Genomic DNA, 23,385 nt, shown 5'->3' with positions numbered 1-23,385 from the left:
GCCAAAGTTCGGGCTGCCGGTGGTGTTCCGGCAGCCCGAACTTCAGCAGCGGGTGTTGTGACGCGTCAGCGACGGTAGTCGTCGTATTCGTCGTCCGACGGGTCGTCGAAGCGTTCTTCGCTTCGGCGACCTGCGGCGGACTCGCCGCTGGACAGCTCGCGTTGCAAGGCGTCGACGTCGATGTTGTGAGAGCTGTATTTCAGCTCCCTCGCCACCTTGGTCTGCTTGGCCTTCGCTCGGCCGCGCCCCATGGCTCGACCCCCTCGCACAGGGACGGGGGCGGCCGGGGGAACGGCGGCCCCACTCGTCTCGACAACTAGTTCCTGGTAACTACCGTACCGTGTCGAAGGGGTTCCTCGCGACGCGGTAGGCGTGACACGTGCCGCCAAATCTCACCATGGGAGGATGCGCGGGTGCCTAGACCGTTCGTCGCCTACCTCAGGGTGTACGAACCGCTGTCGGCTCTTGACGCACCGTTGGCGGACAAGGTGCGGAAAGCCCTGGAAAACGGGCCTTTGAGCCGGGCGGACGTCGGCGCGCGCGAACGGGAGCTGTGGTTGCGGTCACAACTCGCCCGGCCGCGCCGCCTCCTGCCCGGTGAGCGGTCGGACGGCAGCGCCGCGCCCGACGCGCCGTTCGACGTGATGACCATCAGCCCCGCCGAGGTGCCGGGCGAGGTCGGCCCGGGACCCCTGGTCTGCCCCCTGGACCTCCGCGCCCGCTCGGCCGCCGCCCTGGTCGGCTTCCTGGCCACCTCCACCGGCCCCCTCCAGGACGAGGCGGTGGCCGTGGAACCGGATGCCGTCCGCACCCGCGCGTCGGCCGTGATGGCCGAGCTGACCGGCGGGGCGGTGCACGTCGTCTCCACCACCTGGACGGTGCCGCTGCCGTGGTTCGCGCTGGTCGAGCCGGAGGCGAGGCGGATCGTCCTGGCGCCCCGGGACGACCCCGAGCGGCAGGTGTCGTGGCGGGTCGCGATGCCCGACGCCCGCGCGAGGGTGGCGCGGGCGCACCGCGTGGTGTCCGCCTCCCTGGGCGACGAGGGGCCCGCCAAGGTCCTCGCCGACACCGGCCGGTGGCTCGACCACTTCGCGCCCGACTCGGCCGTGGAGCTGGACTACGGCGGCCTGGTTCAGCTCGTCGAGGACGAGGACCTGCTGGAGGACACCTCGGCGACGGACGTGAACGCCATCGTGGACGCCCTGGAGGCGGGGGACGCCGAGGAGGTCGCGCTGCGCTACGAGCGGCTACGCGAGTTCTGGGGCGAGCTCGCGCGGCGCGAGCGGCACGGTTAGCAGCAGGCGCGCGCCCACCGCCGCCGCGGCGGCCGGCAGGAGCGCCCAAGACCACCCGATCGTGACGGCCGCCCAGCCCACGAGCGGGGGTGTCACGGTCGCCGCCAGGTAGTTGGCGGTGTTCTGCATGCCGAGCGCGGCGCCCGTGCGCCCGGCCGGCGCGAGCTCCCCCGCGGCGGTGACGGCGACGCCGTTCCAGCACAGCGCCAGCGCCGCCGTGGGCACGAGGACCGCGACCAGGACCGGCACCGGGGCCCGGTCCAGCGCCGCGCACAGCGCGAACCCGACCGCCACCAGCACGCTGATCAGCTTCAACGGCCCGATCCGGGTGGGCGCGCGGTCCGACCAGGCGCCGACCACGAGCCGGCCGAGGCCGCCGGCGACCTGCGCGGCGGCGAACAGCCCGGCGGCCACGCCCACGGCCACCCCGCGGTGCTCGTGCAGCAGCTCGACCATCAGCGCGGCGGCGGTGAACTGGGGTACGACCAGCAGCCCGCTGGCGGCGGAGAGCCGGATCAGGGCGCGGTCCCCCAGCACGAGGCCGTGCCCGCGGCCGGTCGACCGCACGTTCCACGGCGGTTCACGCACCAGGGCGGCGACGGCGAGCGCGACGAACCCGGTGAACCCGGCCAGGGCGAGGAACGCCGCCGGTACTCCGGCCCCCACCGCCAGTACCGGGAGGACGACGGCCGCCAGCGCGGCGCCCAGCGGGGTGGCGGTCTGCCGCAGCCCCATGGCCAGCCCCCGCCGGTCCGGCGGGAACCACGTCAGCACGGCCCGGCCGCTCGCCGCGTTCACGCTCGCGCCGAACATCCCCACGCCGACCAGCGCCAGCCCGGCGACCACGGCCCCGTCGAACGCCGCCAGCGCCAGGCACAGCGCCGCGCCGACCCCGCCGACGGTCATGACGAGCCGCTCGCCGCGGCGGTCGGCCGCCGCGCCCCACGGCACGAGGGTGAGCACGGTGCCCAGGTTGACCGCGCCGAGCAGCAGGCCGACCTGGGGCAGCGACAGCCCGAAGTGGTCGCGCAGCTGCGGTGAGATCGCCGGGAGCCCCAGGAACACCGCGGCGTTGGTGCCCTGGGCCAGCGCGCCGACCGCCAGCACCACCCAGCGGTACCGGGTGGGGGCGATCGACGAACCGCTCTGTGCCATCAACCGGCCACGTTAGGCGGCCTGTCCGGATGGCGGGAGCCTTTCCTACTCCTTGGAACGTCCCGGGTTGTTCGGCCACCCGCGCTCGGCGGCCAGCAGCTCGTCCACCGACGCGCTCCCGCTCTGGTAGCGGCCCGCGATCTCGGCGTTGAGCCGGTCGACCACGGCCTGGACCTCGCGCCGCCGCGTCGAGACCGACGCCTCCTCGCTGATGAACACCCGCAGGGCCAGGCCCAGCTTGTCGTCCGACAGCGCGCTCACGTCCGACAGGTCCACGTCCGACACCAGCGCCTCGACGTGCCGCCGGTGCGCCTCCGCCCGGGACGGTTCCTGCGTCTGGTAGCGACCCAGGCCGGTCGCCGGCCCCACGGCGTTCGACGACAGGATCGTCGCCAGCTGGTCCACCACGGCCGAACCGCCCGAGATCCGGCGCTCCTGCTCGGCCCGCACGATGTCGATCCGCGCGTGCAGCAGCCGCCGCAGGTACGACAGGTCCGTCTCCTCCTGCGCCGCTTCGTCGCGCAGCGCCCGCACGTCGGCGAGCGGGAGCCGCTCGACCCCCTCGGTGTAGTCGGGGGCGAGCACCCGGTCGATACGGCGGCGCCCGCCAGGACGCACCTCGATCACGTACTCATCCTGAGGTAGTTCCTGCCCACCCGCCAACACAAACCTGCTTCCAAAGTTGTTTCAAACCTGTACCGGACTGCGCACGCCCAGAAGTGCACGTGCATCTGCACTGTGCATCGGCGGGCGTTGCGCGATCTTCGCCAACCCGGCCGCACGGGCGACCAACTGCGCGTTGTCGCGCACCGGCTGGCCTTTCGCGTAGGAAATGGTGTCCTCCATTCCCACCCGGAGGTGACCGCCGGTGGCGAGCGCGGTCAACATCACGGGGAGTGACGTCCGCCCGATGCCGGTCGCGGAGAACGACGCGCCCTCCGGCAGGAGCCGCAGGGCGGCGGTGAGCGTCTCGGCGTCGCCGGGCATGCCTCCCGGCACACCCATCACCAGGTCCACGTGCACCTTGCCGCCGGCGGGGAGGCCGTGCCGGTCGAGCAGCCGGCGCAGGGTGGCGAGCTGGCCGAGGTCGAAGATCTCGTACTCGGGGACGATCTCGCGTTCCCGCATGCCCTCGTGCAGGGCGACGATGAACTCCCAGCGGTTCAGGAACACGTCGTCGCCGAAGTTGACCGTGCCCATCGTGCAGGACGCCGAGTCGGGCAGCGCGTCGAGCACGCGCAGCCGGTCGGCCTCCGGGTCGGTCACCGCGCCGCCCGTGGACAGCTGCACGATCAGGTCCGTGCGCTCCCGCAGCGCGGCCACGGTCTCCTTGAGCAGGCCGAGGTCCAGCGTCGGGCGCGCCTCCGCGTCGCGGATGTGGACGTGGACCATCGCGGCGCCGACCTGCTCGCACGCCTGCGCGGTGGCGACCAGTTCGTCCAGGGTGACGGGGAGCCGGGGCACGTCGGCCTTGGCGTGCTCGGCCCCGGTGGGGGCGACGGTGAGCAGCGTGCCGTGGGAACCGGGTCGGGACATGCCCGTGATCCTGGCACAGAACCCGTCCGGACCAGCGTGCCGGCGGGGTCGGCGACCGGTTCCGCCGCAGGTCGGGTGTGTTACCGGTTTTCCGGACCGGACACCCGTCCGGCGCCGGCACCGCCCGGCGCCGGCCCGGGCGCCGTGCGGCCCGAGGTCAGCGGCCCAGGTTGCGCGCGGCCTGCCTGCCCAAGCCGGGGGTGTCCGGCGGCACCGAGTCGGGGTCCACGGCGGCCTGCACGCGGCGGTCCTCGGCGCCCACCAGCAGTTCGGTCTCCGGCGGCACCGAGCGCTTCACGAGCGCCAGCGCGACCGTGCCCAGCTCGTGGTGCAGGGCGACGGTGCCGACGCGGCCCACGACCCGGTCGTCGACCAGGACCGGGTCGCCGGTCTCCGGCTGCACCTCGCGGGAGCCGTCGAGGTGCAGCAGCAGCAGCCGGCGGGGCGGACGGCCCACGTTGTGGACCTTGGAGACGGTCTCCTGGCCGCGGTAGCAGCCCTTGTTCAGGTGGACGGCCTCGTCGATCCAGTTCGCCTCGTGCGGGATGGTCTTCTCGTCGGTGTCCACGCCCAGCCGGGGGCGCAGGGACTCCACGCGCAGCGCCTCGAACGCCCAGCTGCCCGCGGGCCGCGCCCCGGCCCCGGTCAGCCGGCCCCACCGGTCGGCGAGCTCGGCGCGGGGGACCAGCAGGTCGACCGCGTGCCCACCGGGCCACGACGCGCGCCGGGCGAACCCGCCGCCCTCCAGCGCCACCACGCCGTGCGGCGCGTCGGGCGCGGTCACGCCCACCGCGGCGAGGACACCGGCGGCCTCCGGGCCGAGCACGGTCAGCAGCGCCAGGTCGGCGGACGCGTCGCGCACCTCGACCTTGGACCAGAACACCATCTTGGTGAGGTAGCCGAGCAGGTCGCCCGCGCGCTCGGACCCGGTGTCGAGGTACACCGCGCCGCCGACGTTCGCCGCCGCGGCGTGGTGCTCGACCCGGCCCTGCACGTCGAGGATCAGCATCTCGGTGGCCCGGTCCTCGCCGAGCGCCTCGAAGTGCTGGCTGGTCAGCGAGTGCAGCCAGGTCAGCCGGTCGTCGCCGGACACCGCGAGCACGGCCCGGTTCGACCGGTCCACGACCACCGCCGACCGCACCGCCGACCGCTGCTCGGCGAACGGGTCGCCGAAGTGCCACGGCACGCCCTGGTCGGGGTTGCCGTCGAACGGCGCGACGGCGCCGGGCGCGGTCAGCAGCGGTGAGTTCACTCGGACTCCTCTGGTCGTCCGCCGGCCGGTCCACCGGCGGCGAGGCACTCGCGGCACGTGCCGGACAGCGCGAGGTGGCTCGCATCAAGCTCGAACCCGTACTCGGCCTCCAGTGTTCCCCCCAGCGGGGACATCAGCTCGCACGGGATCTCCTCCACCCGCCCGCACCGGTGGCACACCAGGTGCACGTGCTCGTGCGCGTGGACCGAGTAGTTCGGCGCCCCGTGCCCGAGGTGGGTGTGCCGGACCACGCCGAGCCGGTCGAGCAGGTCGAGCGTGCGGTAGACCGTGGTGATGTTCACCGCGGGCGCGGTGACCCGCACGCGCCGGCAGATCTCCTCGGGGGTCGCGTGGCCGAGTTCGCGCACCGCGTCGAGCACGAGCTGGCGCTGGGGCGTCATGCGCATGCCGCGGTCGTGCAGCGTCTCGCGCAGGGCTTCGGGGCCGCTGACGGTGTCCACGAAAGCCATGTTAGGACGTGAGTAGGCTCGCGGTATGCGCGTGCTGGCACTGCTGGACGGAACACCGGCCGACCCCGACGCCCCGCTGATCCGGGTCGACGACCTGGGCCTCCTGCGCGGCGACGGCGTCTTCGAGACGATCCTCGTCGTCGGCGGCGAGCCCCGCGAGCTGGGGCCCCACCTGGACCGGCTGGCGCGTTCGGCGGCGATGCTCGACATGCCCGAACCGGACCTCGCGGCGTTCCGGCGCGCCGTGGACCTCGTGCTCGGCACCTGGTCCGGCGGCCCCGAGATCGCCGTGAAGCTGGTCTTCACGCGCGGGGTGGAGGGCGGCGACGGCACGCCCACCGGGTTCGCGCTCGGCATGGACATCTCCCCCAAGGTGATCGCCCAGCGCGCCGGCGGCATCTCCGCGGTCACCCTGGAGCGGGGGATCGAGCCGGGCCTGGCGGAGCGCGCGCCGTGGCTGCTGCTCGGCGCCAAGTCGCTGTCCTACGCGGTCAACATGGCCGCGCTGCGCGAGGCGGAGCGGCGCGGCGCCGACGAGGTCGTGTTCACCACCTCGTCCGGCTCGGTGCTGGAGGGGCCGACGTCCACGCTGGTCCTGGCGCGCGGCCGGACCCTGACCACGCCGCCGTCGACGCTGGGCATCCTGCCGGGCACCACGCAGGCCGCGCTGTTCCGGGCCGCCGAGCGCGCGGGGTGGTCGGTCGAGGTCGCGCCGGTCGACGTGGCGGAGCTGTACCCGGCGGACGGCGTGTTCCTCGTGTCGAGCGTCCGCAAGATCACCCGCGTGCACACGCTGGACGGCAAGGCCCTGCCGGACTCGACCGGGCTGCACACCGTGCTGGACGGGCTCTACGAGTCGGAGTACTAGACAGCGCTCAGGCCGGCGTGCCCGGTGCGAAGACCAGCGGGGTGCCCGGCGGCGCCTGGCCGAGCAGCGGCAGGGCGCCGGGCGGGACCACGCCGATCACCGGGTAACCGCCGGTCGTCGGGTGGTCGGCGAGGAACACCACGGGCGCGCCGTCGGCCGGCACCTGCACCGCCCCGGTGACCAGCCCCTCGCTCGGCAGCTCCCGCCCCACCCGGCCGGGCTCGCGCTCCAGCGCGGTCCCGGTGAGCCGGACGCCGACCCGGTTGCCGCGGTCCGACACCGTCCAGCGCCCGGCCCGCAGCTGCCCCGCCGGATCGGTGAACCAGTCGTCGCGCGGCCCGAGCAGCACCGGCACGACCAGCACGTCCGGCACGCGGACCGGCACCAGCACGTCCACGCCCACCGGGACGCCGGTCGGCGTGCCGAGGGGCAGCACGTCACCGGGGGCGAGCGGCGGCGGGCCGAGGCCGGAGAGCAGGTCCGCGGACCGGCTGCCCAGCTCGGCGGGCACGTCGACGCCGCCGGACAGGGCGACGTAGCACCGCAGCCCGCCGACCGGCGTGCCCAGGGCGAGCACGTCGCCGGGCGCCAGGTGCAGCGGGGAGTCGCGCGGCACGCCGTTCACCAGCGCGGGCGTGGCCGGTCCGGTGACCGCGACCGAGCACGAGGTCTCGGCGCGCAGCACCAGGCCGCCGAGCAGCACTTCGAGACCCGCCGCGCCGCCGGGGTTGCCGACCAGCCGGTTGGCCAGCGCGAGGGACGGCGGGTCGAGCGCCCCGGACGGCGGCACGCCGAGGTGCGCGTTGCCGGGGCGGCCGAGGTCCTGCACGAGGACCTGCGGCCCGGTGGCCAGGACGGTGACGGCGCGGGTCACCGGACGACCTCGAAGCGGACGCGGTGACCGGGGGCGAGCAGGGCCGGTTCCGGGCGCCGGGGGTCGAAGAGGGGGGCGTCGGTGCTGCCGATCAGCCGCCAGCCGCCGGGGGTCGCCCTCGGGTAGGCGGCGGTGTACTCGCCGGCCACGGCCACCGAGCCCACCGGGACCCTGGTGCGCGGGGAGTCCAGCCGGGGCTGGCGCAGCGGTCCGGGCAGGCCGACCAGGTAGGCGAACCCGGGCGCGAACCCGCAGAACGCCACCCGGTACCCGGCGCCGGAGTGCAGGTCGACCACCTCGTCGGGGGTGAGTCCCGCGGTCTCGGCGACCAGGTCCAGGTCCGGCCCGTCGTAGCGGACCGGGATCACCACCTCGCGGGACGTCGTCGCGGCCCGGTGGTCCGGGTCGACGCCGGCCAGCGCGGCGCGCACCGCCCCCAGGCCGCCCGGCCGGGTCTCGACCAGCACCGTCCGCGCGGCCGGGACCAGCTCGACCACGTCCGGGAGGTCGGCCGCCGCCAGCGCGGCGCGCACCGCCTCCACCTCGCCGGGCGAGTCCACCTCGACGAGCACCGCGTTGGTGCCGCAACGCCGCAGCCGCATGGGCACAGCTTACGTCCTACATGAGGATTGTTGAACAATCCGAGTGGGGAGCGTCCTACCGCGCGGGACGCCCGACGATCAGGCCGTGATCAGCCCACGATCCGCTTGAGGTGCGCGGACGTGTGCGGCTGGAGCGGTTGGCCCACCATCGCCCGCTCCTCGACGTAGGCGAGGTCACCGCCGTTGACGATGCCGTACAGCCGCTGCGCGCCGGTGACGTCCTTCGCGGTCGCCGTCCGGATCACCGCGTCGGTGCCCAGCTCCCACGACGTCTGGTTGCGCGGCTTGCCGTAGTACAGCTCCACGATCCCGGTGTTGTGCGTCAGCAGCACCTCGATCGTGTCGTCCGGCTGCGGGCGCCAGAACCCGGTCTCCCGGGCCGCCTGCCGGATCACGCCGCCGTCCTCGTCGAGCAGCCACGACCGCGCCTCGTAGTACAGGAACGGCCGGCCGTCGTGCGCGAACGTGACCTGCTGCCCGAACCGGTACGGCCCGTTGATCGTCGGGTAGACGACCTCGCCCTCGCCGCGCCACACGCCGACCAGCGGCAGCAGCGCCAGGCACGCGTCGTGCAGCGAAGGGCCCTCGCGCAGGTTCGCCGTGTCCGCCGGCACCGGCAGGTCGTCGAACTGCGGCAGGTTGCGCGCACCGGTCACCGACGCGCGCGCCGCGGCGGCCTGCACGGCCGCGTCACCACTGCCCGGCGCGGGCGTCCCGCCGTTCATCCCGGGGCCGGTCACCGCTGGTCGGAGAACAGCCGGTACACGACGTACCCGGCGAACCACACGACGAGCAGGGACACGAGCACCAGGAGCCCTGTGAAGAAGTGTTCCACCAGCCGAGTTTATCGCCACGGCCCCGGACGCCGCCGGTCCCGGTGGCGAACGCCACCGGGACCGGCACGGGAACAGCCCCGCGGGACGGGGTCAGGCCACGGCCACCTCGACCGGGTGGACGCCCGGCCCGTCCGCGCTGACCGACGACTGCCCGTTGCCCGAGCGGTGCAGGGCCCGGACCGTCCACGTGCCGGGTGCGGCGAAGAACCGGAAGTCGCCCTCCGGGGAGGACACGACCTCGGCGGTGAACTCGCCGGTCGAGTCCAGCAGCCGCACGAACGCGCCGCCGACCGGCCCGCCCGCCGACTTGACCTTGCCGCTCAGCACGACCTCGTTCGCACCCACCGCGATGTCGACGCCCTGCTGGGGCGCACCGCAACCGTCCAGGCTCATCGTCAGTTCCCCTTGCCGTCGCCCAGCTCGATCGGCACGCCGATCAGCGAGCCGTACTCCGTCCACGAACCGTCGTAGTTCTTCACGTCGCCGTGGCCCAGCAGCTCGTGCAGCGCGAACCACGTGTGCGACGAGCGCTCCCCGATGCGGCAGTACGCGATCGTCTTGCGCGAGCCGTCGAACCCGGCCTCGCCGTAGATCCGGTCCAGCTCGTCGTTCGACTTGAACGTGCCGTCCTCGTTGGCCGCCTTGCTCCACGGCACGTTGATCGCGCTCGGGATGTGGCCGCCGCGCTGCGCCTGCTCCTGCGGCAGGTGGGCGGGGGCGAGCAGCTTGCCGGAGAACTCGTCGGGCGAGCGCACGTCGACCAGGTTCTTGTCGCCGATCGCCTCGACGACCTCGTCGCGGAACGCGCGGATCGTCAGGTCCTGGTCCTGCGCGGTGTACGTGGTGGGCTCGCGCCGCACCACGTCCTTGTCCAGCGGGCGGCCGTCGAGCTCCCACTTCTTGCGACCGCCGTCGAGCAGCTTCACCGAGTCGTGGCCGTAGAGCTTGAAGTACCAGTACGCGTAGGCCGCGAACCAGTTGTTGTTGCCGCCGTAGAGGACCACCGTGTCCGAGTTGGCGATGCCCTTGGCCGACAGCAGCGCCTCGAAACCGGCGCGGTCGACGAAGTCGCGGCGGACCGGGTCCTGGAGCTCGGTCTTCCAGTCGATCTTCACCGCGCCCGGGACGTGGCCGCCGTCGTAGGCGGTCGTGTCCTCGTCGACCTCCACGAACACCACACCGGGCGTGTCGAGGTTCTCCTCGGACCACGCGGCCGAGACCAGGACTTCTTCACGGCTCATCGAGCTGCTCCATCTTCATTCGTTCGTGCTACTGAGGTCGGGCGAGGGCGGGTGCGACGCGGCGGAGGAGCAGGAACACCTCGCAGCCGAGGCACAGGCCGAGCGCGGCGTTGAGCAGCGCGGCGACCAGCGCGGCGGAGGTGGCGGCGACTCCGAGCGCGGTGAGCCCGGTGGCGTAGCCGATCGTGCCGACCAGCGCGAACACGAAGCCGACGCCCTGCGCGAACCGCAGCGGGGCGGCCTCCTCGCGCTCGCTCGTCGGCGTGATCCTCGGCTGGACGGCGTACCGGTAGACGTGACCCCACGGGTTGAGCTTGAGCGAGATGAACGCGCACAGGCCGAACAGCACCGTCTGCGCGGCGAGCAACCGCCACGAGCCGGTCAGCAGGACGACCGCGAGGATCGCGGTGGTGATCCAGGCGCTGAAGCGCGGACCGCGCGGGTCAACTGGGGCATCTTTCGACACGGCGACGACCTCCTGACGGGGACAAGACCGGGTAGTCCGTCTCAGGCGGTGGTAGAGCGCGGTGGCGCGCGCGTCAAGCCGCGCGGACCGCCGGCAACCGCCCGGTCAGCTCGTCGCGCGACACAGGCTGCTGCGGACGCGGCACAGGTCCACCGCGAGTCGCTTGGTCAGCAGCGTGGTCATGGCTGCGAGGGTAACCGCTCGTCCCTGTGGTCGGGAGTGCCGCCCAACTGGTGGGAAAAAGTTCAGTTCACCCGTTCGGTCCAGGCAGGTGTGGGCGCAAAGCCGCAGTGAGCGCGTCCGGTTCCGGGACGCCGCCGACCCGGAGGAGTTCCGCACCGGACGCGTCCAGCGCGAGGGTCGTGGGCGCCCGCAGCACGCCGAGGGCCTTCGCGACCTCCGGCAGGTCGGTCACGTCCAGCTCGACGTGCCGCAGACCCTCGGTCCGGTCCGCGAGGTCGCCCAGGAGCGCCCCCGCGCGCCGGCACGCCGCGCAGAACGACGTGGAGACCTGGAGCAGGGTCACCGGCGTGCCCGGCACGAGCAGGTCGCGCACCGGCCCGGGCAACTCGGGGCGGGCGCCGGCGGTGGTGCGGACCCGGCCGTCGCGCCGCTTCAGCAGCACGCCGACCAGGGCCACCACCAGCACCGCGCCCAACAGGGCCCAGACCCCGGTCATCACTGGTCCAGCGGGATGTCGCGGATCGTGCCCTCCACGGTGAACGCGCCGCTCTCCACCTTCACCGCGGTCGGCGTCACGGTGAAGGGCAGCACGCCCGGGTCGATGGTGACGCTCAGCGCCTCGCGCACCACGCCCAGCACGGCGTCCAGGCCGGCCAGCGCGGTGTCGTCCAGCTCGACGTCGTTGATCGCGATGGCGACCTGACCGTTGACCAGGGACACCGTGCCGTAGGCGGCGATCCGGATCTGGCGGCTCGCGACCGTCGTGGTGCCCGACAGCTTCACCGCGGCCCGCGTCGGGTCCGCCTGCTGGCCCGCGGGCTGCTCGGTGCGCCGGTCCGGCTCGATCGCCATGTCCGAGAACGGCGTGACCTGGTCGACCAGCCGGTTCAGGTCGGCCGCCTGGATCTTCACGCTGCCGCGCACCTGGTCGATCTTGGCGTCGCGCGTGTTGCCCGACAGCAGGTCGGACAGGCCGATGCGCACGTGGTAGAGGTTGGCCCGGATCTCCAGGTCGCGCAGCTGGTCGGCCACCGGCACGCCGGACGCGCTGATCTCGACGTCCCGGTAGTCCCCGGCCAGCGCCTGGGTGATGAACGGGAAGCCGTTGATGCGGACCGAGGGGTCCTCGCTCAGCTGGAACTTGTCCCGCATCTTCTGCGCGACCTGGTACTCGCCCGCCGCCGCCAACCCGAAGTCGGCGGCGACCAGCAACCCGCCGACCACCAGGGCGGCGATGATCAGCTTGCGCCCGCGCGTGGGGCGGCGCTTGGTCTCGGTCGCGGTCATCGTCCTTCTTCTGCTGTCGCGTGGTGCTCGGGTTCGGAGGACGTGCGGCGGTCGAGCCAGGTTGCGATCCGGTCCACCAGGACCGGCGTCATGGCCGACTCGGCGTGCCGGACGCCGGGTTCCAGCCACAGCTCGGCGTCGCCACCGGCCGCGCGGTGCAGCGCCACGGCGTGCGCGGGGCCGAAGTAGTGGTCCTGCTCACCGTGCACGATGAGCAGTGGGGTCGGCGTGATGCGGTGCACCACCTCCAGCGGGCTCTCCGGGGGCGTCGTCCACGGGGCGCCGAGGCGGACGCCCAGCGCCCGGGCGGCGAGGCGGCCGTGCGGCTGCTCCAGCAGCCAGTGCACCCGGCGCATGGCCGGGGTCTCCCGCACCCACCAGCGCGAGGGCGCGCTGACCGCCGCCACGGCGTCCGGCGGGTCCTCGTGCAGGCCGGCGTGCCGCAGGGCGATCGAGGCGCCCATGGAGAACCCGACGGTCACCACGCGTCGGTACCCCAGCCGCCGGGCCAGCGAAACCCCGGCCGCGAGGTCGTGCACCTCGTCGCCGCCGACCGTGGACGCGCCGCCCGAGCGACCGTGGCCGCGGAAGTCCAGCGCGACGACCCCGCCGTGCCGCGCGAATCGGCGCAGCACCCGCGCCACGAACGGCTTGCGCACGTGGTTCGTGAAGCCGTGGCCGACGACGAACGCCAGGTCCGCCGCGGGCGGTGTCGACCTCACGTGCACGCCGTGCAGGGGGACGGCGTCGTGTGACATGGATGTAACAGGCGTGACGCTTGTGGAAACAACTGTGACTCTGACCTGCTGACCTGGGTTTTTCGTGGCTCGCACCGGTATCGTCTCCGTCATCCGCAGGCAACGGGGCCCCGGTCACCGTACTTCGCGCTGCCTGGTCGGTGACCGCACACCGGCCGAACGAGAGGGTGCCGCGATGAGCATCGACGTGCTGCTGCTGACCACCGACTCCGATCCCGAGGCGGTCCTCCCCGCGCTCTCGCTCCTCCCGCACGAGGTGCGCCCGCTGCGCCCGGAGGTCTCGGCGCTGCTGGAAGCCGGTCCGCACGACATCGTCCTGGTCGACGCCAGGACCGACCTCGCCGCCGCGCGCAGCCTGTGCCGGCTGCTCGACTCCAGCGGCGTGGACGTCCCCGTGGTGGCGGTCGTCACCGAGGGCGGCCTGGTCGCGGTCAACTCCGACTGGAGCGTGGACGAGATCCTGCTGCCGACCTCCGGCCCCGCCGAGGTGGACGCCCGCCTGCGCCTGGTGCGCTCGCGGCGCGGCGCCCAGCAGCCCGGAGGCGACGGCTCCCTCCAGCTCGGCGAGCTGGTCATCGACGAGGCGACCTACACCGCGCGCCTGCGCGGCCGTCCCCTCGATCTGACCTACAAGGAGTTCGAGCTGCTCAAGTACCTCGCGCAGCACGCGGGCCGGGTCTTCACCCGCGCCCAGCTGCTCCAGGAGGTCTGGGGCTACGACTTCTTCGGCGGCACCCGCACCGTCGACGTGCACGTCCGGCGCCTGCGCGCCAAGCTCGGCCCCGAGCACGAGTCGCTCATCGGCACCGTGCGCAACGTGGGCTACAAGTTCGTCCGCCCGCCGCGCCCCGGCAGCGCCCGCCGCGTGGAGCACGTGGACGCGCCGGAGCCGAGGATCGACGACGCGGAGCTGAGCTACCGCATTTGATTGCCGCGCCTTCGGCGCGGCGGCGGAGTCGCCTGGAAGTCGGCAGTTCACGGTCGGTTTCCCGCGATCGAAGGGCGTGATCGCGGAAAACCGACCGCGACCTACCGACGCGACCCGCGTTGATGGCCGCGCCTTCGGCGCGGCGGCGGGGTCGTCTGGAAGTCGGCAGTTCACGGCCGGTTTCCCGCGATCGAAGGGCGTGATCGCGGAAAACCGACCGCGACCTACCGACGCGACCCCGCGGGAGTTGGCCCGTTGAGGGTGGGCCTGCGGGGGTGACCCCTGGGGTCGGTTGCGGTTGACCCGGCGCGGGAGGGCTTCGGTGGCCGGTAGGTTTCACGGCGTGGAATCGAGCTGGTTCGAGGAGCTGTCCCCCGCTCAGGCCGACGAGGTCACCGGCCTGCTCCGCGCCGCCCAGGACGCCGACGGCGTCGCCCCGGTGGGCGAGGCCGTCGTGCTGCGCCTGCGCCCCGGCGCGCGCGGTAGCGCACACCTGCTGGCCCGGGTCGACGGCGCGCTGGTCGGGTACCTGCACCTGGACGTCTTCGGCGACGCCGACGGCAACAAGGTCGCCGAGCTGGCCGTCCACCCCGCGCACCGCCGCCGCGGCCACGGCGCCGCGCTGCTCGCCGCCGTGGCCGAGCGCGCCGAGCCCCTGCGCGTCTGGGCGCACGGCGGCAGGCCCGACCAGGAGGCCCTGGCCGCGAAGCTCGGCTACCGCAAGGTCCGCGAGCTGCTGCGGCTGCGCCGCCCCCTCGACGCCGACCTGCCGTCACCGGTCCTGCCCGAGGGCGTCCGGCTGCGCTCGTTCGTGCCCGGCCGGGACGAGGCGGCCGTCGTCTACGTCAACCACCGCGCGTTCGCCTGGCACCCCGAGCAGGGCGCCATGAGCATCGAGGACGTCCGGGACAAGGAGGGGGAGCCGTGGTTCGACGCCACCGGCTTCCTGCTCGCCGTCGACGCGGAGGAGCGGCTGCTCGGCTTCCACTGGACGAAGGTGCACTCGGCGACCCTCGGCGAGGTGTACGTGGTGGGCGTCGACCCTGATGCGCAGGGCGGCGGCCTGGGCAAGGCCCTCACCCTCGCCGGTCTGGCGCACCTGCGCGCCGCCGGGCTCGCCGAGGTGATGCTGTACGTCGAGTCCGACAACGCCGCGGCACTGGCCGTGTACAACCGGTTGGGCTTCACCCGGTGGGATTCGGACGCCCAGTACGCCCGGTAGTGACAAACCCATCACGCGCTGCATACGCGCAGGTCACGGGATCACCCACAAGGCGGTGTCCCTAGTCACCTCCCGTGCGGAGTTCACCTCGCGTTCACTCTGTCCTGGGTGCCTGTCCACCCTCGCTGCCTACCGTCCGTGTCGAGCGGCGGGGGTTCGCCGCGACATCCGCTTCGCAGCTGGAGGACCCAGGTGAAGACCAAGCGACACGGCGCCGTACTCGGCCTGATCGCGGCCGGTGCGCTTCTGCTCACCGCATGTGGCAGCGACAACAATGCCCCCTCGGGTGCGGCGCCGACGACCGGTGAGTCGTCCACGCCCGTCGAGTGCGGCGGCAAGTCCAAGCTGAACGCAGAGGGCTCCTCCGCGCAGAAGAACGCGATCGACACGTTCATCCAGGCGTACCAGCAGAAGTGCTCGGGCGCCGATGTGGCCTACAACGCCTCCGGCTCCGGCGCGGGCGTGAAGAACTTCAACGCCGGCCAGGTCGACTTCGGCGGCTCGGACTCGCCGCTGTCCGAGAGCAAGGGCGAGGTGGCCGCCGCCGCCGAGCGCTGCCAGGGCAACCCGGCCTGGAACCTGCCGCTGGTCTTCGGCCCGGTCGCGCTCGGTTACAAGCTGGACGGCGTCACCGACCTCACGCTGAGCGGCGAGGTCGCCGCCAAGATCTTCAACGGCACCGTCGTGAAGTGGAACGACCCGGCCATCGCCGCGCTGAACTCCGGCGCGTCGCTGCCCGACAAGGACATCAAGGTCGTCTACCGCTCCGACGAGTCAGGCACCACGGACAACTTCCAGCTCTACCTCCAGGCCGCCTCGAAGGGCGCGTGGACCCAGGGTGCCGGCAAGCAGTTCAAGGGCGGCATCGGCGAGGGCAAGGAGAAGTCGGCGGGCGTCGCGCAGGCGGCGGGCTCCATCGACGGCGCCATCACCTACGTCGAGCTGTCCTTCGCGCAGGACAACAAGCTGTCCCTCGCGAAGATCGACAACGGCTCCGGCCCGGTCGAGCTGACGAACGAGACGGTCGGCAAGGCCATCGACGGCGCCACCATCAAGGGCAGCGGCAACGACCTGGTCCTCGACCTGAACTCGATCTACGCCTCCTCCACCGCGGGCGCCTACCCGCTGCTGCTCGCCACCTACGAGATCGTCTGCTCCAAGGGCTACGACGCCGACACCGCGAAGGCCGTCAAGGCGTTCCTCACGGTCGCGGCGACCGACGGTCAGGCCGGCCTGGCGGACGCGGGTTACGCTCCGCTCCCCAAGGCGTTCCAGGACAAGATCCTGACCGCCATCAAGGCCATCGCCTGACCCGGCCGGCAGACTCCTCGCAGGCGCCAAGGCGATGAACGACCGAACCGTGGTCGAGCGCCCCGCGGGCACCGCTGACAGCGGTGCCCGCGGGGGCGTCCCGGCCGCTCGACCCGACTCGGAGGCTCCGATTCCCCCGACCGCGGAAGCCGAGAACACAAAGCACGTCCGGCCGGGTGACCGGATCTTCGCCGGTCTCGCCACCGGGTCGGGCATCTTCATCGTGGTCCTGATCGGGGCCATCGGCATCTTCCTGCTGATCCAGGCCATCCCCTCCCTGGGGCTCGACAAGGTCAACTTCCTGACCAGCCGCGAGTGGTCCACCAGCGACGTCGACAACATGCGCTACGGCATCCTGGACCTGCTCCTGGTGACCGTGGTGTCGGCGGCGTTCGCGCTGGTCATCGCCATGCCCATCGCCCTGGGCATCGCGCTGTTCCTCACCCAGTACGCGCCGCGCCGCCTGGCCCGGTCGTTCGCCTACGTCATCGACCTGCTGGCCGCCGTGCCGTCGATCATCTTCGGCCTGTGGGGCCTGCTGGTGCTCGGCCCGGTGCTCACGCCCGTCGGCGAGTGGCTCACCGCGAAGCTCGGCTGGATCTTCCTGTTCGCCGAGGGCAACGTCAGCATCGAGATCGGCGGCACGATCTTCACCGCCGGCATCGTGCTCGCCGTCATGATCCTGCCGATCATCACCGCGGTCAGCCGCGAGGTGTTCGACCGCACTCCCGCCACCCACGTCGAGGGCGCCATCGCGCTCGGCGCCACCAAGTGGGAGGTCGTCAGGACCACCGTGCTGCCGTTCGGCAAGGCAGGCTACGTCAGCGCGTCCATGCTCGGCCTCGGCCGCGCGCTCGGCGAGACCATCGCGCTGACGATCATCCTCAGCGGCACCGCCGCGACGTTCGGGTGGAGCCTGTTCGACGGCGGCGCGACGTTCGCGTCCAAGATCGCGCTGGCCGCGCCGGAGTTCAACGACCCGCGCATCGCGGGCGCCTACATCGCGGCGGGTCTCGTGCTGTTCGTGCTCACGTTCGGCGTCAACGCCATCGCCCGGTCCATCGTCGCCGGTCACAAGGAGTACGAATGACGACGACCGACACGGCGGCCGACCTCGACCGCCTCGCGACGCCGCCGACGTTCCAGAGCGTCAGCGGCGCGCGCAAGTTCAAGAACGCCGTCGCCACCACCCTGGTCTACGCGGCGTTCCTGATCGCCATCGTGCCGCTGGTCTGGGTGCTGTACGTCGTCATCCAGCGCGGCTTCCCGGTGATCCTCGACGCCGACTGGTGGCAGAAGTCGCTGTCCGGGCTGCTGTCGCGGCAGCAGGGCGGCGGCGTCTACCACGCCATCTACGGCACCCTGGTGCAGGGCCTCGTCTGCGGCATCATCTCGGTGCCCATCGGCCTGTTCGTCGCCGTCTACCTCGTGGAGTACGGCGGCCGGTCGAAGCTGGCCAAGGCCACCACGTTCATGGTGGACATCCTCACCGGCGTGCCGTCGATCGTGGCCGCGCTGTTCGTCTACACGCTGTGGATCACCTACTTCGGCTTCGGCCGCAGCGGGTTCGCGGTGTCCCTCGCGCTGGTGCTGCTCATGGTGCCGGTGATCGTGCGGACCACCGAGGAGATGCTCAAGATCGTCCCCGACGAGCTGCGCGAGGCCTCCTACGCGCTGGGCATCCCGAAGTGGAAGACGATCGTGAAGGTCGTCGTCCCCACCGCGCTGTCCGGCATCGTGACCGGCATCATGCTGGCCCTCGCCCGCGTCATGGGCGAGACCGCGCCGGTCCTGGTGCTCGCCGCTTACGCGCCGTACATCAACTACAACCTGTTCGACGGCCCGATGGCGTCGCTGCCGCTGCTCATGACGTCCGAGCGCAACAACCCGACCCAGGCCGGTTTCGAGCGCATCTGGGGCGCGGCGATCACCCTCGTGCTCATCATCACGCTGTTCAACCTGCTGGCGACCGTGATCTCGCGGTGGCTGGCTCCGAAGACGAAGTGAGCGGGCGGTCATGGCCAAGCGCATCGACGTGAAGGACCTCAACCTCTTCTACGGCAAGTTCCACGCCGTCGACGGGGTCTCCCTGGCCGTGCCGCCGAAGAACGTGACCGCGTTCATCGGGCCCTCCGGTTGCGGCAAGTCCACCGTGCTGCGGTCGCTGAACCGCATGCACGAGGTGGCGCCGGGAGCCCGAGTCGAGGGCAAGGTGCTGCTGGACGGCGAGGACATCTACGCCTCGTCCATCGACCCGGTGCAGGTGCGCCGGACCATCGGCATGGTCTTCCAGCGGCCCAACCCGTTCCCGACGATGTCGATCCGCGACAACGTCGTGGCGGGCCTGAAGCTCGCGGGCGAGCGGAACAAGAAGAAGCTCGACGAGGTGGCCGAGCGCTCGCTGCGCGGCGCCAACCTCTGGAACGAGGTCAAGGACCGCCTCGACCGCCCGGGCGGCGGGCTGTCCGGTGGTCAGCAGCAGCGCCTCTGCATCGCCCGCGCCATCGCCGTGCAGCCCGACGTGCTGCTGATGGACGAGCCGTGCTCGGCGCTGGACCCGATCTCCACGCTGGCGATCGAGGACCTGATCACCGAGCTGAAGAAGGAGTACACGATCGTCATCGTGACCCACAACATGCAGCAGGCGGCGCGGGTCTCCGACCAGACCGCGTTCTTCAACCTGCTGGGTGTCGGCCAGCCCGGGCGGCTGATCGAGGTGGACGACACGGAGAAGATCTTCAGCAACCCCAGCCAGAAGGCGACCGAGGACTACATCTCGGGCCGCTTCGGCTGAGCGGTGCTCCGGCCGAGAGCCCTTCCACCTGCGGTGGGAGGGCTCTCGCGCGTTCGGGTGACGAGGGAACCCGCCGCCGGCGGCGACCGTCAAAATCGAGACACGGTCCTCCGTCCGGGGGTACCGTGACGGCTGGGATCGGCAGACTCGCAGGGGGTAATCGTGGCGCCGGAAGGTGCGTGGAGCGTCCAGTCCATGCAGGCCATGACGGCCAACATGCAGGGCCTGAAGGCCGCGGCCGACTCGGGTTCGTTCGCGATCAGCGAATCGGGTGCCCAGGCGTACATCAAGGCGATCGACAGCGCCCAGAAGGAACTGCGGAACATCGACAACGACCTGGCGCTGCTGCGGCAGCGGGTCAAGCTCGGTACCAGCCCCGACGCGGAAGCGATCTCCCAGTACAACCAGGAGGGCGCGGTGGGCGGAGCCGGGACCACCGGCATCGTCCCGGCCGTCAACCAGTTGCGGACCGCGTTGGACGAAGCCCGGCAGGCGATGCAGAAGGCCGTGGAGAACTACCGCGAGGTGGACGACTCCGCCGCCGGCACCTACAACCGCTACTGAGGGTGGAACCGTTGATCAAGGGATTGTCGTCGCGCGCGGTCCTGGCGCTGGCCGTGGTGGCCTCGGTGGCCACCGGTTGCTCCGAGAAGGAGCCGGGCGACGCGACGTCGACGAACACCGGGGCGACCACGGCCGGGCAGACCTCGAAGACCACGACGAGCGCGCCGTCCACCGGCGGTGACGCGCTCGCGGACTTCGACGCCTGCGACACGCTCAACGCGGTGGCCGGTCAGGTGGACCTGACCGAGATCGAGCCCGACGGCGACGCCTGCGACGCCGTCTCCTCGCCGACCACCTCCGTGTCGCTGAAGCCGCAGCCGGACCTCAAGATCGACGAGGCGGTCGGCAAGGAGGTGTCCGGCATCCGGGTGGGTTCCCGCGACGCCAAGCTCGTCAAGGCGCCGGCTTCCGACACCTCGTGCCTGGTCGCGATCGAGGTGACCCCCACCGACCGGGTGGACATCGCCGCGTCCGACGACGCATCGTTGGACAAGGCGTGCGACGCCGCGACGCGCGTCGCCAACGCCATCGAACCGACGCTGCCCAAGTAGTCCAAGGAGAACGTCGTGGCACCGCCGAACTCGAACTCGCAGCAGGACAGCCAGGCGACCCAGGTCACCTACGCCGGGCAGACCGAAGCCGAACTGCGCGCCGAATACGAGCGCGCGCGGGCCGAGAACCCGGGTTTCTTCGGGGCCATCACGACCCTCGACGACTACATCCGCTACAAGCAGCAGTCCGCGCAGTACCAGCAGCAGCAGGAGCGCGACCTGGAGCAGGCGGTCGAGAACTACCGACCGCCGCTCACGCCCGCGGGCTCGTTCTACATGGGGTACGACCACAAGGCCCTCAAGGGCATGGTCACCGACAACATGGCGCCCGGCACCGCGAACGACCAGGGTGAGGCGTGGACGAAGGTCGGCAACACGCTCGCCCAGCTGCAGAGCGACCTCACCAGCGCCACCACCGCCAGCAAGGGCGCGTGGCAGGGCAAGGCGGCCGAGGCGGCTCAGGGGTACTTCACCAACGTCGCCACCTGGTCCGGCAACGCCGCGCAGGGCGCGCAGCTGACCGGCAACAAGCTCTACACCCAGAGCCAGGCGGCCGAGGCGGCCAAGAACTCGATGCCCGAACCGGTCGAGTTCAGCACCGCCGACGCCTACAGGATGTTCTTCGCCGAGCCCAACCCGTTGAAGTGGGCCGAGACGATCGACCAGATCGAGCAGAAGTTCGAGGAGAAGCAGCAGGCCCACGAGCGTGCGGCCGAGGTCATGACGACCATGTCCACCAGCTTCCAGGAGGCCGGGTCCACGATGCCCGCCTTCTCGCCGCCCCCGCCGATGGACGGCTCCGGTGGCAGCGGTGACCCCAACGGCACCGGGGAGAACGAGATCGGCACCCGGCCGACCGTGCCCAGCAGCGTCGGCACGGGGACGGGCACCGGTACCGGGACCGGCACGGGAACGGGTTCCGGCTCCTTCGGCGACGTGAACATCCCCGGCGGCGGTGGCAGCGGCAGCGGTGGCGGCAACACCAACCAGTCCGGCTGGAACGGCATCACGCCTCCCGGCGGTGGCGGGGGCGGCGGTGGCGGTGGCGGTGGCGGTGGCGGTGGTGGCGGCCAGAACGGTGGTGGCGGCGGCAACATCTACCCGCCCGGCGTCTACCCGCCCGGCGGCACTCCTCCCGGTGGACGACCCGGCGTGCCCATCCCCGGTGGACGGCCCGGTCAGACGGGCCCCGGCGGCCTCGGCGGTCGGGGCGTGCCCGGCGGCGGCCCCGGTGGTCTCGGCGGACGCGGCATGCCCGGCGGTGGTGGTGGCGGCGGGCTCGGTGGCGGGCCCGGTGGCATGGCGGCGGCCGGTCGCGGCGGCCTGGGCGGCGGTGGCATGGGCGGCTTCGGCCCCGGTGGCGCCACGGGCGCGCTCGGCGAGAGCGGGCGCACGGGCGCGGGCGGCTTCGGCCCCGGCGGCAGCGGCGGCCTCGCGGGCGCCGGCGCGGCGGGTGCGGCCGGTCGCGGCGGCGTGGGTGGCGTGGGTGGCATGGGCGCCGGCGCCGGTGCCGGCCAGGGCGAGGAGGACAAGGAGCACAAGGCGGCGTCGTACCTCGTCGAGACCGAGGACGTCTTCGGCGACGGCACCATGGTCGCCCCGCCGGTCATCGGCGGGTGAGCGTGTTCTCGTTCGCCCTGTCGCACGCGGCGGCCGACATGCTCTGGGAAGACCTGAGGCTCGGCAGCCGGCCCTACCCGTTCGACTTCCCCTATCTCGGGCAGACGTTCGACGAGCGGCGCGGCATCCGCAACGCCGTCTACCGCGACCTGGAGTCGCGCGGCCTGGCCGACCGCGGCCGGGTCGCGCCCCGGGTGGAGGAAGCGCTCACCCTGCTGGTCAAGTTCGACTACTCGCTCAACGCCATCGCGTCGCTCGACGCGCGCAACGTCGAGCGCCAGTTGCTGGCGCGGGCGGGCGCGGCCGGTGAGAACGCGGTGCTGGCCGTCATGGACGACCGGCAGATCAGGATCGACCTGATGCGCTCGGCGACCCTCGTGCGCGCGGTCGTGGAGCTGATCCCGGGCAACCGCCCGGGGCCGGGGCAGTCGATCACCGTGCCGATGTCGGCGCAGACCCCGCCGCCACCGCCGCGCCGCGACGACGACTTCGGCAACGCGACGTTCACCCGGGCCATGGCCCCCCGCAGCACGGCGGCCACGCAGGTGCGCGCGCTGGAGGCGGTGTTCGAGCGGCAGCGGCTGCGCGCCGGCCAGTTCGGCGTCACGGTCCGCGGCAGGCACGGTCGCGAGCAGCGCGCCCCGCAGGTCGCGTGGTTCGACAACGACCAGGGCCGCTACATGTCGCAGACCCGGCAGGGGCAGGACGGCCAGAAGTGGCTCACCCACGCCCCCGCCGACAACCCGCGCATCGCCGCCCAGCTCACCCAGGAGCTGAACGCCCTGATGGGCTGAGTCCCGCCCCGGACCCCTCAGGGAGCTGCGGACGGGACCCACGAACCTCCGGACGCGAGCCCGGTCGCGGACCTACGACTCCTCGGAGCCGCCGTAGCCGGGCATCCGCCCCGTCACGACGAACACGGTCCGCTTGGCCACCGACACGGCGTGGTCGGCGAACCGCTCGTAGAACCGGCCCAGCAGCGTCGTGTCCACCGCGGACGGGACGCCGTGCGCCCAGTCCTTGTCCATGATCACCGTGAACAGGTGGCGGTGCAGGTCGTCCATCGCGTCGTCGGCGTCCTCCAGCGACCGCGCCCGCGCCACGTCCTGCGTGCGGATGATGTCGGTCGCCTCGCGCGCCAGCTCGACGGCGATGCGGCCCATCTCCGCGAAGTACGGCTGCACGGTGTCGGCCAGCACGTGGTTCGGGTGCCTGCGCCGCGCGGCCTTGGCCACGTGCAGCGCCAGGTCGCCCATGCGCTCGACGCTCTCCGCCGCGTGGATCACCGCGAGCACGATGCGCAGGTCCGTCGCGACCGGCGCCTGGAGCGCCAGCAGCGCGTACGCCTGCTCCTCGATGCCCGCGCGGACGTCGTCGATCTTGACGTCGTCCCCGATCACCTGCTCGGCGAGGGCGAGGTCCGCGTCGAGCAGCGCCGCGGTCGCGCGCTCCATGGCGTCACCCGCCATCGCGCACATGTCGGCGAGCTGCCCGGCGAGTTGTCCGAGCTGGTCGTGGTAAGCCTCACGCATGGCGGTCAGCCTACGTGCGGGTCGTCGCGGGAACGACCCG

28 protein-coding genes are annotated in these 23,385 nt (G+C 72.5%); 12 read left to right on the top strand and 16 right to left on the bottom strand.

Annotated features, from left to right (window positions below; all coding sequences use genetic code 11):
• Positions 1–65 precede the first annotated feature (65 nt).
• Positions 66–251 carry a DUF3073 domain-containing protein gene (locus tag J2S66_RS27360; RefSeq protein ID WP_306743881.1) on the bottom strand — a complete coding sequence of 62 codons (186 nt, stop codon included), beginning with the start codon at positions 249–251 and terminating at the stop codon, positions 66–68.
• A 162-nt stretch (positions 252–413) separates the two neighbouring features.
• On the opposite strand from J2S66_RS27360, the gene J2S66_RS27355 reads away from it, so the two are divergent.
• Complete coding sequence (locus tag J2S66_RS27355) at positions 414–1,295, top strand: DUF8083 family protein (RefSeq protein WP_310310142.1); 882 nt, start codon at positions 414–416, stop codon at positions 1,293–1,295.
• On the opposite strand, the gene J2S66_RS27350 is transcribed toward J2S66_RS27355, so the two are convergent.
• From J2S66_RS27350 to J2S66_RS27330, 5 genes are all read right to left on the bottom strand, one after another.
• The gene (locus J2S66_RS27350; protein ID WP_310310141.1) at positions 1,248–2,450 is read right to left on the bottom strand and encodes an MFS transporter; all 1,203 of its coding nucleotides are present in this window, start codon (positions 2,448–2,450) and stop codon (positions 1,248–1,250) included. The genes J2S66_RS27355 and J2S66_RS27350 overlap by 48 nt on opposite strands.
• 45 nt (positions 2,451–2,495) lie before the next feature.
• Positions 2,496–3,077 (bottom strand): RsiG family protein, encoded by a 582-nt coding sequence (locus J2S66_RS27345; RefSeq protein ID WP_310310140.1) that lies wholly within the window; start codon positions 3,075–3,077, stop codon positions 2,496–2,498.
• 60 nt (positions 3,078–3,137) lie between these two features.
• Positions 3,138–3,986, bottom strand: coding sequence for a beta-keto acid cleavage family enzyme (locus J2S66_RS27340; protein WP_306743877.1), 849 nt, complete (start codon positions 3,984–3,986; stop codon positions 3,138–3,140).
• A 157-nt stretch (positions 3,987–4,143) separates the two neighbouring features.
• A complete protein-coding gene (gene ygfZ, locus J2S66_RS27335) occupies positions 4,144–5,238 on the bottom strand; it encodes a CAF17-like 4Fe-4S cluster assembly/insertion protein YgfZ (RefSeq protein ID WP_310310139.1) in 1,095 nt (364 codons plus the stop codon).
• Positions 5,235–5,699, bottom strand: a complete 465-nt coding sequence (locus J2S66_RS27330) for a Fur family transcriptional regulator (RefSeq protein ID WP_425566358.1) — start codon at positions 5,697–5,699, stop codon at positions 5,235–5,237. The genes ygfZ and J2S66_RS27330 overlap by 4 nt, the downstream gene beginning before the upstream one ends.
• Before the next feature lie 34 nt (positions 5,700–5,733).
• On the opposite strand from J2S66_RS27330, the gene J2S66_RS27325 reads away from it, so the two are divergent.
• Entirely contained in the window at positions 5,734–6,576 is an 843-nt protein-coding gene (locus J2S66_RS27325) for an aminodeoxychorismate lyase (protein ID WP_310310138.1), read from the top strand.
• 7 nt (positions 6,577–6,583) lie between these two features.
• Here the strand turns inward: J2S66_RS27325 and J2S66_RS27320 are convergent, their stop codons facing one another.
• From J2S66_RS27320 to J2S66_RS27280, 9 genes are all read right to left on the bottom strand, one after another.
• A complete protein-coding gene (locus J2S66_RS27320) occupies positions 6,584–7,450 on the bottom strand; it encodes a 5-oxoprolinase subunit C family protein (RefSeq protein WP_310310137.1) in 867 nt (288 codons plus the stop codon).
• Complete coding sequence (locus J2S66_RS27315; RefSeq protein ID WP_310310136.1) at positions 7,447–8,052, bottom strand: 5-oxoprolinase subunit B family protein; 606 nt, start codon at positions 8,050–8,052, stop codon at positions 7,447–7,449. The genes J2S66_RS27320 and J2S66_RS27315 overlap by 4 nt, the downstream gene beginning before the upstream one ends.
• A gap of 89 nt (positions 8,053–8,141) precedes the next feature.
• A complete protein-coding gene (locus J2S66_RS27310) occupies positions 8,142–8,777 on the bottom strand; it encodes a heme-binding beta-barrel domain-containing protein (RefSeq protein WP_310310135.1) in 636 nt (211 codons plus the stop codon).
• Positions 8,778–8,978: 201 nt separating this feature from the next.
• Positions 8,979–9,281: a DUF1416 domain-containing protein gene (locus J2S66_RS27305; RefSeq protein WP_310310134.1), complete on the bottom strand. Its 303-nt coding sequence runs from the start codon at positions 9,279–9,281 to the stop codon at positions 8,979–8,981.
• A gap of 2 nt (positions 9,282–9,283) precedes the next feature.
• Entirely contained in the window at positions 9,284–10,129 is an 846-nt protein-coding gene (locus J2S66_RS27300; protein WP_310310133.1) for a sulfurtransferase, read from the bottom strand.
• Positions 10,130–10,157: 28 nt separating this feature from the next.
• On the bottom strand, positions 10,158–10,595 hold the full coding sequence (locus J2S66_RS27295; protein WP_306743869.1) for a DUF4395 domain-containing protein: 438 nt from the start codon (positions 10,593–10,595) through the stop codon (positions 10,158–10,160).
• 250 nt (positions 10,596–10,845) lie between these two features.
• Positions 10,846–11,274 carry a TlpA family protein disulfide reductase gene (locus tag J2S66_RS27290; RefSeq protein WP_310310132.1) on the bottom strand — a complete coding sequence of 143 codons (429 nt, stop codon included), beginning with the start codon at positions 11,272–11,274 and terminating at the stop codon, positions 10,846–10,848.
• Positions 11,274–12,065, bottom strand: a complete 792-nt coding sequence (locus J2S66_RS27285; protein ID WP_310310131.1) for an LmeA family phospholipid-binding protein — start codon at positions 12,063–12,065, stop codon at positions 11,274–11,276. The genes J2S66_RS27290 and J2S66_RS27285 overlap by 1 nt, the downstream gene beginning before the upstream one ends.
• Positions 12,062–12,823, bottom strand: a complete 762-nt coding sequence (locus J2S66_RS27280) for an alpha/beta hydrolase family protein (protein WP_310310130.1) — start codon at positions 12,821–12,823, stop codon at positions 12,062–12,064. The genes J2S66_RS27285 and J2S66_RS27280 overlap by 4 nt, the downstream gene beginning before the upstream one ends.
• A 175-nt stretch (positions 12,824–12,998) precedes the next feature.
• Here J2S66_RS27280 and J2S66_RS27275 point away from each other — a divergent pair, with 175 nt between their 5' ends.
• The 10 genes from J2S66_RS27275 to J2S66_RS27230 all read left to right on the top strand — a co-directional run bounded on the left by J2S66_RS27275 (position 12,999) and on the right by J2S66_RS27230 (position 22,607).
• Entirely contained in the window at positions 12,999–13,751 is a 753-nt protein-coding gene (locus J2S66_RS27275; RefSeq protein WP_310310129.1) for a winged helix-turn-helix domain-containing protein, read from the top strand.
• A 343-nt stretch (positions 13,752–14,094) separates the two neighbouring features.
• Complete coding sequence (gene mshD, locus J2S66_RS27270) at positions 14,095–14,973, top strand: mycothiol synthase (RefSeq protein ID WP_310310128.1); 879 nt, start codon at positions 14,095–14,097, stop codon at positions 14,971–14,973.
• A 192-nt stretch (positions 14,974–15,165) separates the two neighbouring features.
• Positions 15,166–16,284 carry a phosphate ABC transporter substrate-binding protein PstS gene (gene pstS / locus J2S66_RS27265; protein WP_310310127.1) on the top strand — a complete coding sequence of 373 codons (1,119 nt, stop codon included), beginning with the start codon at positions 15,166–15,168 and terminating at the stop codon, positions 16,282–16,284.
• A gap of 34 nt (positions 16,285–16,318) precedes the next feature.
• Entirely contained in the window at positions 16,319–17,374 is a 1,056-nt protein-coding gene (pstC, locus tag J2S66_RS27260) for a phosphate ABC transporter permease subunit PstC (RefSeq protein WP_310310126.1), read from the top strand.
• Positions 17,371–18,291, top strand: a complete 921-nt coding sequence (gene pstA / locus J2S66_RS27255; protein ID WP_310310125.1) for a phosphate ABC transporter permease PstA — start codon at positions 17,371–17,373, stop codon at positions 18,289–18,291. The genes pstC and pstA overlap by 4 nt, the downstream gene beginning before the upstream one ends.
• Before the next feature lie 10 nt (positions 18,292–18,301).
• Complete coding sequence (gene pstB / locus J2S66_RS27250) at positions 18,302–19,078, top strand: phosphate ABC transporter ATP-binding protein PstB (RefSeq protein WP_306743860.1); 777 nt, start codon at positions 18,302–18,304, stop codon at positions 19,076–19,078.
• 162 nt (positions 19,079–19,240) lie between these two features.
• Complete coding sequence (locus J2S66_RS27245) at positions 19,241–19,642, top strand: hypothetical protein (RefSeq protein ID WP_310310124.1); 402 nt, start codon at positions 19,241–19,243, stop codon at positions 19,640–19,642.
• A gap of 11 nt (positions 19,643–19,653) precedes the next feature.
• A complete protein-coding gene (locus J2S66_RS27240) occupies positions 19,654–20,193 on the top strand; it encodes a DUF3558 domain-containing protein (protein WP_310310123.1) in 540 nt (179 codons plus the stop codon).
• 15 nt (positions 20,194–20,208) lie between these two features.
• A complete protein-coding gene (locus J2S66_RS27235) occupies positions 20,209–21,813 on the top strand; it encodes a hypothetical protein (protein WP_310310122.1) in 1,605 nt (534 codons plus the stop codon).
• Positions 21,810–22,607: an ESX secretion-associated protein EspG gene (locus J2S66_RS27230; RefSeq protein ID WP_310310121.1), complete on the top strand. Its 798-nt coding sequence runs from the start codon at positions 21,810–21,812 to the stop codon at positions 22,605–22,607. The genes J2S66_RS27235 and J2S66_RS27230 overlap by 4 nt, the downstream gene beginning before the upstream one ends.
• Positions 22,608–22,679: 72 nt before the next feature.
• On the opposite strand, the gene phoU is transcribed toward J2S66_RS27230, so the two are convergent.
• Positions 22,680–23,345, bottom strand: a complete 666-nt coding sequence (phoU, locus tag J2S66_RS27225) for a phosphate signaling complex protein PhoU (protein ID WP_310310120.1) — start codon at positions 23,343–23,345, stop codon at positions 22,680–22,682.
• Positions 23,346–23,385: the final 40 nt, after the last annotated feature.

The sequence above is a fragment of the Saccharothrix longispora genome, assembly GCF_031455225.1.
GTDB lineage: Bacteria > Actinomycetota > Actinomycetes > Mycobacteriales > Pseudonocardiaceae > Actinosynnema > Actinosynnema longispora.
This window is presented reverse-complemented; position numbering and strand designations above follow the sequence as displayed.

What these genes read in the sequence shown, in the direction of transcription:
- J2S66_RS27280 (WP_310310130.1), bottom strand. Translation starts at nt 12,823, where the DNA reads ATGTCACACGACGCCGTCCCCCTGCACGGCGTGCACGTGAGGTCGACA.
- J2S66_RS27285 (WP_310310131.1), bottom strand. Translation starts at nt 12,065, where the DNA reads ATGACCGCGACCGAGACCAAGCGCCGCCCCACGCGCGGGCGCAAGCTG.
- pstA (WP_310310125.1), top strand. Translation starts at nt 17,371, where the DNA reads ATGACGACGACCGACACGGCGGCCGACCTCGACCGCCTCGCGACGCCG.
- J2S66_RS27340 (WP_306743877.1), bottom strand. Translation starts at nt 3,986, where the DNA reads ATGTCCCGACCCGGTTCCCACGGCACGCTGCTCACCGTCGCCCCCACC.
- J2S66_RS27275 (WP_310310129.1), top strand. Translation starts at nt 12,999, where the DNA reads ATGAGCATCGACGTGCTGCTGCTGACCACCGACTCCGATCCCGAGGCG.
- J2S66_RS27360 (WP_306743881.1), bottom strand. Translation starts at nt 251, where the DNA reads ATGGGGCGCGGCCGAGCGAAGGCCAAGCAGACCAAGGTGGCGAGGGAG.
- pstB (WP_306743860.1), top strand. Translation starts at nt 18,302, where the DNA reads ATGGCCAAGCGCATCGACGTGAAGGACCTCAACCTCTTCTACGGCAAG.
- phoU (WP_310310120.1), bottom strand. Translation starts at nt 23,345, where the DNA reads ATGCGTGAGGCTTACCACGACCAGCTCGGACAACTCGCCGGGCAGCTC.
- J2S66_RS27310 (WP_310310135.1), bottom strand. Translation starts at nt 8,777, where the DNA reads ATGAACGGCGGGACGCCCGCGCCGGGCAGTGGTGACGCGGCCGTGCAG.
- J2S66_RS27350 (WP_310310141.1), bottom strand. Translation starts at nt 2,450, where the DNA reads ATGGCACAGAGCGGTTCGTCGATCGCCCCCACCCGGTACCGCTGGGTG.
- pstC (WP_310310126.1), top strand. Translation starts at nt 16,319, where the DNA reads ATGAACGACCGAACCGTGGTCGAGCGCCCCGCGGGCACCGCTGACAGC.
- J2S66_RS27290 (WP_310310132.1), bottom strand. Translation starts at nt 11,274, where the DNA reads ATGACCGGGGTCTGGGCCCTGTTGGGCGCGGTGCTGGTGGTGGCCCTG.
- J2S66_RS27315 (WP_310310136.1), bottom strand. Translation starts at nt 8,052, where the DNA reads ATGCGGCTGCGGCGTTGCGGCACCAACGCGGTGCTCGTCGAGGTGGAC.
- J2S66_RS27325 (WP_310310138.1), top strand. Translation starts at nt 5,734, where the DNA reads ATGCGCGTGCTGGCACTGCTGGACGGAACACCGGCCGACCCCGACGCC.
- J2S66_RS27300 (WP_310310133.1), bottom strand. Translation starts at nt 10,129, where the DNA reads ATGAGCCGTGAAGAAGTCCTGGTCTCGGCCGCGTGGTCCGAGGAGAAC.
- J2S66_RS27305 (WP_310310134.1), bottom strand. Translation starts at nt 9,281, where the DNA reads ATGAGCCTGGACGGTTGCGGTGCGCCCCAGCAGGGCGTCGACATCGCG.